The 11,844-nt window shown below is 57.9% G+C and carries 12 protein-coding genes; 4 read left to right on the top strand and 8 right to left on the bottom strand.

The window, feature by feature from the left end:
• Positions 1-57 precede the first annotated feature (57 nt).
• The 4 genes from RVM27_RS03695 to RVM27_RS03680 form a co-directional block, all read right to left on the bottom strand.
• Positions 58-786 carry an ABC transporter permease gene (locus tag RVM27_RS03695; protein ID WP_016916530.1) on the bottom strand — a complete coding sequence of 243 codons (729 nt, stop codon included), beginning with the start codon at positions 784-786 and terminating at the stop codon, positions 58-60.
• Position 787: 1 nt separating this feature from the next.
• Positions 788-1,489 carry an ABC transporter permease gene (locus tag RVM27_RS03690; RefSeq protein ID WP_498957381.1) on the bottom strand — a complete coding sequence of 234 codons (702 nt, stop codon included), beginning with the start codon at positions 1,487-1,489 and terminating at the stop codon, positions 788-790.
• 17 nt (positions 1,490-1,506) lie between these two features.
• Complete coding sequence (locus RVM27_RS03685; protein ID WP_016916532.1) at positions 1,507-2,277, bottom strand: ABC transporter ATP-binding protein; 771 nt, start codon at positions 2,275-2,277, stop codon at positions 1,507-1,509.
• Between the two features lie 216 nt (positions 2,278-2,493).
• The gene (locus tag RVM27_RS03680; RefSeq protein WP_498957746.1) at positions 2,494-3,480 is read right to left on the bottom strand and encodes a succinylglutamate desuccinylase; all 987 of its coding nucleotides are present in this window, start codon (positions 3,478-3,480) and stop codon (positions 2,494-2,496) included.
• Positions 3,481-3,822: 342 nt separating this feature from the next.
• Here RVM27_RS03680 and wrbA point away from each other — a divergent pair, with 342 nt between their 5' ends.
• Complete coding sequence (wrbA, locus tag RVM27_RS03675) at positions 3,823-4,422, top strand: NAD(P)H:quinone oxidoreductase (RefSeq protein ID WP_213262353.1); 600 nt, start codon at positions 3,823-3,825, stop codon at positions 4,420-4,422.
• A 94-nt stretch (positions 4,423-4,516) separates the two neighbouring features.
• Here the strand turns inward: wrbA and RVM27_RS03670 are convergent, their stop codons facing one another.
• On the bottom strand, positions 4,517-5,590 hold the full coding sequence (locus RVM27_RS03670) for a tartrate dehydrogenase (RefSeq protein WP_058576721.1): 1,074 nt from the start codon (positions 5,588-5,590) through the stop codon (positions 4,517-4,519).
• A 130-nt stretch (positions 5,591-5,720) separates the two neighbouring features.
• Between RVM27_RS03670 and RVM27_RS03665 the strand changes: the two genes are divergently transcribed.
• Positions 5,721-6,638, top strand: a complete 918-nt coding sequence (locus RVM27_RS03665) for a LysR family transcriptional regulator (protein WP_044628472.1) — start codon at positions 5,721-5,723, stop codon at positions 6,636-6,638.
• 13 nt (positions 6,639-6,651) lie between these two features.
• Here RVM27_RS03665 and RVM27_RS03660 read toward each other — a convergent pair whose 3' ends face one another.
• Entirely contained in the window at positions 6,652-7,215 is a 564-nt protein-coding gene (locus RVM27_RS03660) for a lipocalin family protein (protein WP_498957380.1), read from the bottom strand.
• A 157-nt stretch (positions 7,216-7,372) separates the two neighbouring features.
• Between RVM27_RS03660 and RVM27_RS03655 the strand changes: the two genes are divergently transcribed.
• Entirely contained in the window at positions 7,373-7,801 is a 429-nt protein-coding gene (locus tag RVM27_RS03655; protein WP_498940652.1) for a YjbQ family protein, read from the top strand.
• A gap of 39 nt (positions 7,802-7,840) precedes the next feature.
• The gene (locus RVM27_RS03650) at positions 7,841-10,117 is read left to right on the top strand and encodes a glycosyltransferase (protein ID WP_287808344.1); all 2,277 of its coding nucleotides are present in this window, start codon (positions 7,841-7,843) and stop codon (positions 10,115-10,117) included.
• Positions 10,118-10,125: 8 nt separating this feature from the next.
• On the opposite strand, the gene RVM27_RS03645 is transcribed toward RVM27_RS03650, so the two are convergent.
• The gene (locus RVM27_RS03645) at positions 10,126-10,818 is read right to left on the bottom strand and encodes a TVP38/TMEM64 family protein (RefSeq protein WP_287808342.1); all 693 of its coding nucleotides are present in this window, start codon (positions 10,816-10,818) and stop codon (positions 10,126-10,128) included.
• A gap of 71 nt (positions 10,819-10,889) precedes the next feature.
• Positions 10,890-11,828, bottom strand: a complete 939-nt coding sequence (locus tag RVM27_RS03640; protein ID WP_498957379.1) for an ABC transporter substrate-binding protein — start codon at positions 11,826-11,828, stop codon at positions 10,890-10,892.
• Between the last annotated feature and the right edge of the window lie 16 nt (positions 11,829-11,844).

The following is an 11,844-nucleotide window of genomic DNA, read 5'->3' as shown; positions in this document are numbered from 1 at the left end:
ACCTGAATTAAACCAACGCTTGTTTTACGTTGGCGTACGTTGGATTTTTCGTCATGCTCAGGTTTGTGGCCGCAAATGTGCCAGCAGCCGTTTTTCCAGATAACGGAAAAAATACAGGATGGCAAAGGTGAGGCACAGATAAATGGCCGCCACGAACAGGAACGCATCGAAGGGGGCATAGAAGCGTGCATAGACGAAGCGTGCGGCCCCGGTCAGGTCCATCAGGGTGACGACGCTGGCAATGGCGCTGGCATGCAGCATGAAGATGACTTCGTTCCCGTAGGCGGGCAGGGCACGGCGAAAGGCGCTGGGCAGGATGATACGGCGCATCATCAGGCTGTTGGACATGCCATAGGCCTTGGCGGCTTCGATTTCACCCCGTGAGGTGGCTTTGATGGCACCCCGGAAAATCTCCGTGGTGTAGGCCGCCGTGTTCAAGGTGAAGGCGATCAGTGCTGGGTAGAAGGCTTCGCGCAGCAGCGGCCACAGGAAGGTTTCCTGAATGCCATCGATGAACACCACTCCGTAGTAGATGATGTAGAGCTGAATGAGCAGCGGGGTGCCACGAAACACATAGGTATACACATAGACCGGCAGGCTGATCCATTTGTGTTTTGAGCTGCGCATGATGGCCAACGGGACGGCCAGGATCAGGCCGGCCACCAGCGAGAGGAACACCAGCTGGGTGGTGGTCACCAGGCCTTCCCAGTAGTAGCCCAGGGTGGTGGGGGTGAAGATCAGGTTTCCCGCCAGTAAATCGTTGAACCATGCAGAGATGTCCAGCATGTCACTGCCCCCCGAAGCCGATGTCGTAACGTTTTTGCAACCGTGTGACGACCCACTCGGAGACGCTGGCAATCAGCAGATAAGCCGCCGCCACCGGAATGAGGAAGACAAATGGCTCGTGGGTGGCTCGAGAGGCTTCTGCCGCCACCCGCACCATGTCCGTCAGGCCGATCACCGACACCAGGGCGGTGGTCTTGAGCAGGACCATCCAGTTGTTGGAGAGGCCGGGCAGCGCATGACGCATCATCTGAGGAAAGCGAATACGCCGAAACACCAGTGCGTTGCTCATGCCGTAGGCCTTGCCTGCCTCGATCTGGCCGTTGTCGACGGCCATGAACGCCCCGCGAAAGGTTTCGCCCATATAGGCGCCGAAGATGAAGCCGATGGTGAGGACACCGGCCGCGAAAGCGTTGAAGTTGATGTAGATATCGATGTCGTAGCGGTCATAGAGCATATCGCTGATCGCATTGACCCCGATCTGCCCGCCGAAGAACAGCAGCATCATCAGCACCAGGTCGGGCACACCACGAATCACCGTGGTGTAGACCGTTGCGCTACGGCGCAATAGCCAGTTGCGGGACATTTTGGCGCTGGCGGTCAAGAGCCCCAGCACAATCGCCAGGATCAGCGAGAGGAGGGCCAACTGAACGGTCACGCCTGCGCCTTCCAGCAGGCGGGGGCCGTAGCCTTGCAAATCAAGCATCGTGCATGCCTCGCGGATCAGTATTTGGGCGCCAGAAACTGCTTCAGGCGCGGCGATTGCGGGTTGCCCAGCACGTCATCGGGCGTGCCGGCTTCTTCCACGAGGCCCTGGTGCAGGTAGATCACCTTGCTGGACACGTCCCGGGCAAAGCTCATCTCATGGGTCACCACTACCATGGTGCGCCCTTCGTTGGCCAAATCGCGCATGACCTTGAGCACGTCGCCCACCAGCTCAGGGTCCAGCGCCGAGGTGGGTTCGTCGAACAGCATGACCTCCGGGTTCATGGCCAGCGCCCGGGCGATGGCGCCACGCTGCTGCTGACCACCGGACATTTGCGCCGGGTAGGCGTTGGCACGCGCGCTGAGGCCGACTCGGTCGAGCAGCGCGTGGGCGTGTTCGATGGCTTCTTTCTTGGGTTTACCCAGCACGTGAATCGGCGCTTCGATGATGTTTTCCAGCAGCGTCATGTGGGCCCACAGGTTGAAGCTCTGGAAAACCATGGAGAGCTTGGCGCGCATCTGCACGACCTGTTTCCAGTCGGCGGGTTCACGGCCATGGCGGGTGGTCTTGAAGCGGATCTGTTCGCCGTGGACGATCAGGTCGCCGTCATCGGGCTGTTCCAGCAGGTTCATGCAGCGTAAAAAGGTGCTTTTGCCAGACCCTGAAGCACCAATCAGGGTGATCACATCACCTTTCTGGGCTTCAAGAGAGAGGCCTTTGAGGACTTCTGTATCGCCGAAGCGCTTTTTGATGTTACGCACTTCAAGGGGAGTCGGCGTAGCGGCCATAACTTAGGCTCCAGTACAGGGTTGCCGCAGCAACAACGAATGAGTGTTCGTGTTTCTGTGCGGCTGGCGCGAAAAAAGGGGCGATTCTATCAGGAGTGCGCCGGAGACGCGTACTTTATCAGGGCGACATTGGTCGTGTTGCCTGAAGAGCACTCCTGATGGCCCCTCTACGTTATTGTTATCAAACTATCTTTTCTTCAACGGGACTTTCTGTGGCTAGTTTGCCGTCCGTTCCGGTGCCACCAGCAAGGCGGCACGAGCACCTATCTCGACCTGTGCGTTGGGAAACACCACGTGCAGCGGCGTATCTTCCACCACGAAGTCACCGGCGGCGGCGTCTTTGGCCAGGCAGGTGCCGGTGTCGAAGCGGCTGAAGTTGGGAGTGTCTTCATCGAAACACAGCGTGAACTCCTCGGAATGACGCATCAGTTCATGCTGCACGCGGTAGAACGCCATGGCACTGGCTGGCTGGGTGGGGGGCGCATAGCCGCTACCGAGAGCACTGATCAACGTGAGCATGGGAGCCAGGGCGTCCATGTCGTTGTGGCCGAACGGGGCGACTCGCCCCAGCTCGAAGGTAAAGGCCTGGGCACCATGGTAGTGCTTGCTGTAGTGAGAAAACGTCCAGCTATGCTGATGCTGGTGAAGCACGGCCTGCATGTCGGCGGCGGCCAGCCACTCCCACTGTTCCGGGTCGGTCACCGACTCGGCGAACGGCTCGACCACGAAGCGGGTATGCAGGCTGTCGCGGATGGCGGTGTGCAGGTCGTAATGCAGCCGAGGCAGGGCGTGATGGCGAGCATAGAACGTATCCACGGCTTCCATCAGTTGTCGCGCTCGTTCGGGCTCGTCGCCCTGGTCGGCCAGTTCGCGCTTGAACAAGCGATTCAGGTTGGTGGTGATGTAGCGCTGCTGGGCCTTGAGCGCGGGAATGTTGCCCAGAATCACCAGCATGGGAGCGCCCAGTTGCAGGGTGCTGGCTTCCAGGGCAGCCAACCACTCGCCCAGCAGTTCTACCGGAGCGGTCTCGTTGCCATGAATGGCGGCGGAAAAGACACAGGCCCGGGCATGGGGGCGCAGTATGTTGGGCGTCAATTCCAGTACGCCCGGACGGTGCAGGTGATAGGTGCCGCTGGCAAAGCGGCCTATGCGTGGCAACGGGCGTTCACCGTCAAGGGTCCAGTCGAGCCATTGGCCTAGCATGAAAGTGTCCTTGGTCATGGGCATCTACTTGTGTTGCCCTACCTTTACCACGCTCAGCTCGTGCCACAAGGGGTGGTGTCGTGCGCGTGAAAATGGTCGGTGGGAAGATGAAAGTTGTTGGTACAAAAACGCTTATGGCAGATCGCTACAAGCGTTTTCAGGCCCAGCGCTTTTAGTGCCGAAGTGGCACAAGTGCAAGGTCGGCACATCGATGAAATCGAAGCGCGGCGTCGAAAACATTCGCTTTTATCTACGTTTAACTGCGCTATGTTTTAATGAGTTTTCACTGCCCGCCGTGGGCAACCTGTCTGATGCTTGAATGTAAGTCCAAAGGAGTGAGTAATGACGAAGGTACTGGTACTTTATTATTCCATGTATGGACATATCGATACCTTAGCAGCCGCTGTGGCGGAGGGGGCAAAGGGTGTTGATGGCGTAGAGGTCACGGTCAAACGCGTGCCCGAAACTATGCCGGAAGAAGCGTTCAAAAACGCGGGCGGCAAGCAGGATTTCACCACGCCGGAAGCCACGCCCCAAGAGCTGGCCGATTACGATGCCATCATCTTCGGCACGCCCACTCGCTTTGGCAACATGGCCGGTCAGATGCGTACCTTCCTCGACCAAACCGGAGGCTTATGGGCCAACGGCGCGCTGCGTGGCAAGGTGGCGAGCGTATTTACATCAACCGGTACTGGCGGTGGTGATGAGATGACCATTACCTCTACCTGGACCACGCTGGCCCACCATGGCATGGTTATTGTGCCGATTGGCTACGGCATTGAAGAGCAGTTTGATATTTCGAAAGTAAGCGGTGGCACGCCCTACGGTGCCGCGACGCTGGCCGGTGGCGATGGCTCCCGCCAGCCGGATGACCGCGAGCTGAAAATCGCCCGCTTCCAAGGAAAACACGTGGCTGAAATTGCCGCTAAGTTGGCGAGTTAATCGTTAGCTGCAAATTCTGGCTGAAAAAGAGCAACGCCTCGCTGTTAATGCAGCGAGGCGTTGCTCGTTATGGGGCGTTGTTTTTATAGGGAGATTAGCCGCCGATCCGATCAGCAATGGCTTTGCCCAAGCTTTCCGTGGTGCCCTGGCCGCCTACATCGCGGGTAAGCACCTGGCTATCGCCTTCGCCCAGCACGGCTTCGATGGCCTCGACCATGGCATCGCCAGCCTCTTTATAGCCCAGGTGCTCCAGCATCATCGCCCCAGACCAGATTTGGCCGATGGGATTGGCGATGCCTTTACCGGCGATATCCGGCGCGCTGCCGTGTACTGGCTCGAATAGGCTGGGGAATTTGCCTTCCGGGTTGATGTTGGCGGAGGGCGCAATGCCGATGGTGCCGGTGCAGGCCGGGCCTAAGTCGGAAAGAATATCGCCAAACAGGTTGCTGCCTACCACTACATCAAACCAGTCCGGGTGCAGCACAAAGTTGGCGGTCAAAATATCAATGTGGAACTTATCCACGGCGATCTCTGGGTACTGTTTGGCCATCTCGGCCACGCGCTCATCCCAGTAGGGCATGGTGATGGAGATACCGTTGGACTTCGTGGCCGAGGTGAGCTTTTTACGCGGGCGGGTTTGCGCTAGATCGAAGGCGTACTTTAGTACGCGGTCCACGCCGGTACGGCTCATCACCGTTTCCTGAATGACGATTTCACGCTCGGTGCCTTCATACATTTTGCCACCGATGCTGGAGTACTCGCCCTCGGTGTTCTCACGAACCACGTAAAAGTCGATATCACCAGGCTTGCGGCCCGCCAGCGGGCTTTTAATGCCAGGCATTAACCGGCAAGGGCGCAGGTTGATGTACTGGTCGAATTGACGACGGAATTGCAGCAGCGAACCCCATAGCGAAATATGGTCCGGTACTTTTTCTGGCCAGCCCACCGCTCCATAGAACAGCGCGTCAAAGCCTTTGAGCTGCTCAACCCAGTCGTCGGGCAGCATCTTGCCGTGTTCCAGGTAGTAGTCGCAGCTACCAAACTCAAACGTGGTGAATTCCAGGTCGATATTGAAGCGCTTGGCGGTGGCTTCTAGTGCGCGGATTCCTTCGGGCATCACTTCGGTACCGATACCGTCGCCAGCGATGACTGCAATACGATGGGCCATGGGGGCTCCTTGTTTTGTTAGACGTCACAAAATAGCAGGGCGTGTTTTCGTGGTATGAGTGTAGCGCCTGTTGGCGACGAGATAATCAGGCTACTATGCAAGCTATTGTTGCCTTAAAGTGAAGAATACCATGATGCTGGATGACCTCGCCTTTTTTCAGCAGCTGGCCCGGGCAGGGAGCTTAACTGCCACCGCCCGAGAGCTGGGGCTGTCACTCTCGGCCGTCAGCAAACGCTTAAAGCAGCTAGAAGCCCGGCTTGGCGTGACGCTGGCGGCGCGTACCACTCGCCGCTTGACGCTGACCGCCGAGGGGGAGCGCTATCTCACTCAAGGTGGGTTGATTTTAGAAGAGCTGCAAACGCTGGAGAGCGCACTCAGCGATACCGCGAGCCAAGGGCTTACTGGACGGCTGCGGGTCAACGCGACCTTTGGCTTTGGCAGGCGGCATATTGCGCCGCTGCTCTCACACTTTTGCGCAGAACACCCGGCGGTGGAGAGCTGGCTGGAGTTGACTAACTTTCCGCTCAATTTAAGCGATCACGGTTTTGACGTGGGGATTCGCATTGGCGAGCCGCCGGATTCGCGCCTAGTCGCCAAGCGTATTCTGCCCAACCGGCGAGTGCTGTGCGCCTCGCCAAGCTATATAGCGAAGATGCCCGCGCTGAATGTGCCGAGCGATCTTGCCCAGCACAGCTGTTTGGTGATTCGTGAAAATGATAGCGACTTCCCGCTATGGCGGTTTGAGTATCGCCACTCGTCGCAGCGCCAAGCGGTGAAAGTTAGCGGGCAACTGGCCAGTAACGACGGCGAGGTAATTACTCGCTTAGCGCTGGATGGCCATGGCGTGATGCTGCGCTCCTGGTGGGATGTGAACGAGCACTTGGCTAGCGGCGCGCTGCGCACGCTGCTGCCCGATTGGCAGGGCGTTCGCGCTGACTTTTATGCCGTGTTTGAGCACCGACGCCATATACCGACGCGCATTAGCGCCTTCATTGATTTTTTACAGCGGGAAATGGCGGGCAGGGTGCCCGCCTTGCCCAATGGCTGACAGACGGGGTGCGCTAGCGGCCTGGACAGGTTTGGTCCTGCACCACGTCAATCAGCTCATCGGTGGGGAAGTCCAGCTCGGCGGCGCGCTGGCGCAGGCGCTGCTCCACGTCGCCTTCAAGGGTTGGCGTGCGGGCCAGAATCCATAGATAGTCGCGGTTGGGGCCTGCCACCAATGCCCACTGGTAGTCGTCATCTAGCTCAAGGACGTTATAGCCGCCGTAAAACGGGCCAAAGAAGCTGACCTTCAGCCGACCAACGCTCTCATCATCAATAAAGTAAGCACGCCCCTCGGCTTCATCCCAGGCTTGCGCTTCCAGGTTGTAGCCTCGGTTGATTACCTTAACGCCGCCACCGTCACGCAGGCTGTAGGTGGCTGTGACGCAGTCCAACCCCTCTTCAAAGGAGTGATCCAGGCGGGCAATTTCATACCACTCGCCCAAATAGCGCTCTAGCTCAAAACCAGTGACGGGTTCGGTGCCATCGGGAATGCCGGTGCAGCCTACCAGCAGTGTGCTGGTGGCGGCGACCGCTACCAGAGTGGCCAGGCTCCTTGGCCGCGATGTGGGTTTCATCATCTTGCTCCTTGCACGTGAACAATAAACGTTAAATCTATCAGTGTGGGTCACTGCGTGCCATGGTTCCCGTTGGGCGCGATACGGCAGGCCAAGGAAATAGGCTATGGTATGTCTGTTACCGTATCCTCTTAACAATGCTTATAACAAAGGAGTGATTATGTGGCATCAACAAGAGATTCACTTGCCGGAAATGCCTCGGGGCTTTCACCTGATTACCGATGAGATTGTCAGGGCGCTGCCCTGTTTGGCGGAGTGCCACCAAGGGCTGCTGCATTTACAGCTGATGCACACTTCCGCTTCGTTAACGCTCAATGAAAACACCGACCCAGATGTTCGTCATGATTTGGATGCCTTTATTCGCCGCTTAGTGCCCGAAGGGCTGAGCTACTTCCAGCACACCTTAGAAGGCCCTGATGACATGCCTGCCCATGTGGCCTCTAGCCTGCTAGGCACTCAACTGAGCCTTGCGGTGCGGGATGGCCGTTTAGCCCTTGGCACGTGGCAAGGGGTATGGTTAGGTGAGCACCGTGAGCAGGGCGGTTCACGTCGCTTGCTGGCCACACTGAACGGCTGCGCCGCGCTCTAGCGACCGCCTATAGATGACCTTTTGAGATAAGCGCCCTACATGCCTCGACGTCTTTTTCGCCTCTCCCGCCAGCGCTGGTTGAGGCTGTTTTTTGTGCTGAACCTTGCGCTGGTCGCAGGTCTGATTATTTATCAGGTGTGGCTCTATGTGGCTGAGCCTGAATTTGAGTCGCTGCATACCGTGGAAGTCGCCGATATACGTGAACGGCTGTCAGGACGGGATGCCTACCGCTTTGCGGTGGTGGGCAATATCAATAACTCGGTGAACGTCTTTCAAGACGAAATTATTCCGCTGCTGAACCAAGGCGATATCGACTTTATGGTCTCGGCAGGTAACGCAGTGAGCGGCGGTCAGCAGGAGAGCTACCAGGCGATTTATCACAGCCTGGAGCTGCTCAACATGCCTTACCTGCTGACCTACGGTGATAACGAAGACAGCGATTTCGGCAGCTATCTGTTTTACGACTACTTCGGCCCGCACTTTTACTCGTTTGTGGCGGGCAATAGCCACTTTATTTTTCTGGACGGCACCGGTAAATCCTCTACCTCCTGGCAGTTGGATTGGCTGGAGCGCGAGCTGGCCGCCTCTGATGCCGTACACCGCTTTGTGTTTGTGGGCTTGCCGCTGCACAACGTGATTCAGGATGCGCCGCTGTTTGAAGAGGATAACTACCTTAACGACCCCCGGTTTGGCGATGGCATTATGCACTTGGCCGAGCAGTACCGGGTCGATACGGTATTTTCGGCGAATCTATCGCTATACGCCCAGCAAACCGTTAACGGTGTGAACTACGTCACCACGGGGGGCGCAGGCGGCCTGCTGCTGGATGCTGATGAGAGCTTTCATCACTATGTGGTGGTGGAAGTCGCGGGTGGCAGCGTCGGCATTTCGCCCGTGCGGTTGAATGTCGACCGTCCCGGCTGGTGGCGCATGCTGAGCAGCGTGGGCTCGACGATTTATGCGTTTTTCTACGTCAGCTATCCGCGTTTTCTGCTGATTGTCGGGGTGCTCACACTGCTGGCCATGCGCCTCTACCGGCTGATTTTTGAAGAGCGCGACTACTACCCCGATTTTGATATCGACCCCACGCCCTACCTGGAAAAAAGCCTGCGGGTGGCGATGGTCTCGAACAACTACTTCCCGTTTGTCTCTGGGGTGTCGGTTTCTGTTGAGCGGCTGCGCCAGGGGCTGGGCGACCTTAACCACCGTGTTCAGCTGCTGGTGCCGCGCTACCGAGAGCCGTGGCAGGATGATGACACCATTGTGCGCGTTCCTACGCTAATGGCATTTGGAGAGAAGCGTGAGTTTCGTTTAACGAACCCGTTTAGCGCCCGTTTTCGCCGCTGCCTGCGTGAGTTCAAACCCGATGTGATTCACGTGCATCACCCGTTCTGGCTGGGCTCGATGGGGCTGTGGATGGGGCGCAGGTTAAAGGTGCCGGTCATCTACACCTATCACACGCGCTTGGAGCACTATGCGCATTTTGTGCCGCTACCGGGGGCGCTGTTCCGCAATCTGATTTCTCACTACTTGATCAAGCGTTTCTCTAACCGCTGCCAAGGGGTCATTGTGCCGACTTACTCGGCAGAGGAGTACCTGCGCATGATCGGCGTGAAAACGCCGACGCTGGTGCAGCCCACCGGGATTGATGCTGAACGTTTTGCGAACGCCGATGAGAAGGCAGTGGCGCCACTTCGCCAGCAGTTGGATATCGGCGCCAACGATACGGTGCTGGTGAGTGTCTCTCGGATCAGCAAAGAGAAGAATATCGGCTTTATGCTGGAGGCGATGGCAGAGTTGAAGCGCAAGGGGAAGACAACGCTGCGCTTGCTGCTGGTGGGTGATGGGCCGGATCGTCAGACGATTCAAGCACAGATTGAAACGTTGGGCTTAGACGCACAGGTGACCTTGGTCGGGGCGGTGCCGCCGGAAGAGATGGCGCTCTACTATCACGTGGGGGATGTGTTTGTGTTTGCCTCTACCTCGGAAACCCAAGGCATGGTGATTTTAGAGGCCATGGCCGCTGGGCTTCCGGTGGTCGCCGTGCGCTCCAGCGGTATTGATGACGTGGTGCGCGATGGCTATAACGGTTTTAAAACGCCACAAAACCGCCAGAAGTGGGGGCAGCGTGTGGTGGAGCTGGCCGAGGATGAGGCGCTACGCGATACCCTAGGCAGCCAAGCAAACGCCTTCTCCGCTGACTACGATATTGCCAAGTTTGCCGGCGCCGTCGCGCATTTTTATGCCGAGGTGCTAGCGAAGCACGACTCTTCAGAGCATCCTTCACAAGAGAGCGAGGCCAAGCAGCGTGGCTAACTGAGACGTTAGGCGTCGTGTCGTTTGTTGGCCGTGCGGGCAGTCGCCACGCGCTTGAGTAGCCAAAGCAAGCCAATGCCCGCCACCAAACCGGCCACTGCCAGTGCCAACTCCTGCTTGGAGGCGGCAGTGAATAGCGCGCCGAGCTGGCTGCCGAGTAGGATCACCGCTGCCAGCCCCGGCACGATGCCCAGGGTCGATCCAATCATGTAGTCGCGGAAATTAAGGTGAAACGCTCCGGCGAGCATATTGGTGAGCGTGAAAGGAGCAAGGGGCAGCAGGTTGATCACCGTCATGGTGCGGATGCCGCGCTTGGAAAGGTAGCCGGAAAGACCGCGCAAATGGCGGCCGCCGTAGCGCATTAGGGCATCCCGACCCAGCCAATGGCCCACCCAGTAAGAGACCACCGAAGAGCTCAATGTGCCCAAGGTGGCGTAGGCCAACCCCCACACCGGCCCAAATAGCAGGCCAGTTAGCACCACTAGCAGGCTAAGCGGGAACATCACTAACAGCGAGCAGGTGTACACGGCCATGACGGCGGCAAACATCCAAGGGGCTCGCTGCCACTGGCTAATGGTGGTAGTGAGTTCTTCGAGGTGCGCTTGAGTCAGCAGCCCCTGCTGTTGCAGGTAGCGCCACATTACCCCTAGCACCACCAGAGCAATGAATAGGCCAAGGCCTTTTATTAACGTCCGTGACATCCCACTCCCACCGCCTACCTTGCAAAAGAGCAACAGCATACGCCACTGCGGCGGTGGGGTGAACGAACTCGTTACTGTAGGCGCGCTTCAATGACAGGCCAAGCAGCGTCACCATCGGTGGTCGTCACATCGGCCAGCATGGCTTCCACGCGCTCGGGGTGGTCGTTGATCCACTGCTGGGCCACCTCGGCAAGGTCGCGCTCCTCTTGGCCAAAGGCTTGGATCATCCAGCTCTGCTCGTCGGCGGTAAAGCTAAATTGTTCAAAGAAGGTAACCAGCGCCGGGTGGGCATCGGCGTAGTCGCTGCGCAGCAGGGTTCGTACGTCGCTTTCGCCGTTGTTCTCACCGAACAGGTTTTCCGGGTCTTCCAGGTAGCGCATGGGCAGCTCAAGGTTCATCCAGTGGGGCGTCCAACCGACCCACACAATGGCCTCTTCTCTGGAAATCGCATCTTGAGCGGCGGAGAGCATGCCCACTTCGCTGGTATCCACTAAGCTCCAGTCGCCCAGTCCCCAAGTGTCGTTATCAATCGCGTTATGGAGAATCTCGCTCGCCGCCGACCCTGCGCCAAAGCCATGAATTTGGCCGTTGAACTCATCACGGTGTTCATCTAAATCCGCGAAGCTTTGAATGCCGCGCTCATGCAGGTACGCCGGTACGGCCAGCGTCATCTGAGCGCCATCGACGTTGTTGGCGACATCGGTGAGCACGCCAGAGGCTTTACGCGGTTCGAACATCTCTTTTTGTGCGGGTAGCCAGGCGCCTAAAAAGGCGTCGACGTCGCCACTCTCCATGCCTTGATAGATCACCTGCAGGCCGATTTCGTGGGTTTGAGTGTCGTAGCCCAACGGGTTAAGGAGCTGCTCGGCAATTTCGGTTTTTACCGTAATACCGGGCCAGGCCGGGACGCCGAAATCGAGCGTGGCGTCATCAGCAATGGCGGCTTGGGTGGTAACGCCTGCCAAGCTTAGGGCAATCGTAGAAACGAGTGGATGGGTTAAACGCGTCATGGAAGGGGGTCTCCTT

Origin of the sequence: Halomonas sp. KM007 (assembly GCF_050709225.1) — a bacterium.
Lineage (GTDB): Bacteria > Pseudomonadota > Gammaproteobacteria > Pseudomonadales > Halomonadaceae > Vreelandella > Vreelandella hamiltonii.
The sequence above is the reverse complement of the archived record's forward strand: the minus strand, read 5'-3'. Positions and strand labels throughout refer to the sequence as shown.

What these genes read in the sequence shown, in the direction of transcription:
- wrbA (WP_213262353.1), top strand. Translation starts at nt 3,823, where the DNA reads ATGACGAAGGTACTGGTACTTTATTATTCCATGTATGGACATATCGAT.
- RVM27_RS03685 (WP_016916532.1), bottom strand. Translation starts at nt 2,277, where the DNA reads ATGGCCGCTACGCCGACTCCCCTTGAAGTGCGTAACATCAAAAAGCGC.
- RVM27_RS03640 (WP_498957379.1), bottom strand. Translation starts at nt 11,828, where the DNA reads ATGACGCGTTTAACCCATCCACTCGTTTCTACGATTGCCCTAAGCTTG.
- RVM27_RS03655 (WP_498940652.1), top strand. Translation starts at nt 7,373, where the DNA reads ATGTGGCATCAACAAGAGATTCACTTGCCGGAAATGCCTCGGGGCTTT.
- RVM27_RS03645 (WP_287808342.1), bottom strand. Translation starts at nt 10,818, where the DNA reads ATGTCACGGACGTTAATAAAAGGCCTTGGCCTATTCATTGCTCTGGTG.
- RVM27_RS03665 (WP_044628472.1), top strand. Translation starts at nt 5,721, where the DNA reads ATGATGCTGGATGACCTCGCCTTTTTTCAGCAGCTGGCCCGGGCAGGG.
- RVM27_RS03670 (WP_058576721.1), bottom strand. Translation starts at nt 5,590, where the DNA reads ATGGCCCATCGTATTGCAGTCATCGCTGGCGACGGTATCGGTACCGAA.
- RVM27_RS03650 (WP_287808344.1), top strand. Translation starts at nt 7,841, where the DNA reads ATGCCTCGACGTCTTTTTCGCCTCTCCCGCCAGCGCTGGTTGAGGCTG.
- RVM27_RS03680 (WP_498957746.1), bottom strand. Translation starts at nt 3,480, where the DNA reads ATGCTAGGCCAATGGCTCGACTGGACCCTTGACGGTGAACGCCCGTTG.
- RVM27_RS03660 (WP_498957380.1), bottom strand. Translation starts at nt 7,215, where the DNA reads ATGATGAAACCCACATCGCGGCCAAGGAGCCTGGCCACTCTGGTAGCG.
- RVM27_RS03695 (WP_016916530.1), bottom strand. Translation starts at nt 786, where the DNA reads ATGCTGGACATCTCTGCATGGTTCAACGATTTACTGGCGGGAAACCTG.
- RVM27_RS03690 (WP_498957381.1), bottom strand. Translation starts at nt 1,489, where the DNA reads ATGCTTGATTTGCAAGGCTACGGCCCCCGCCTGCTGGAAGGCGCAGGC.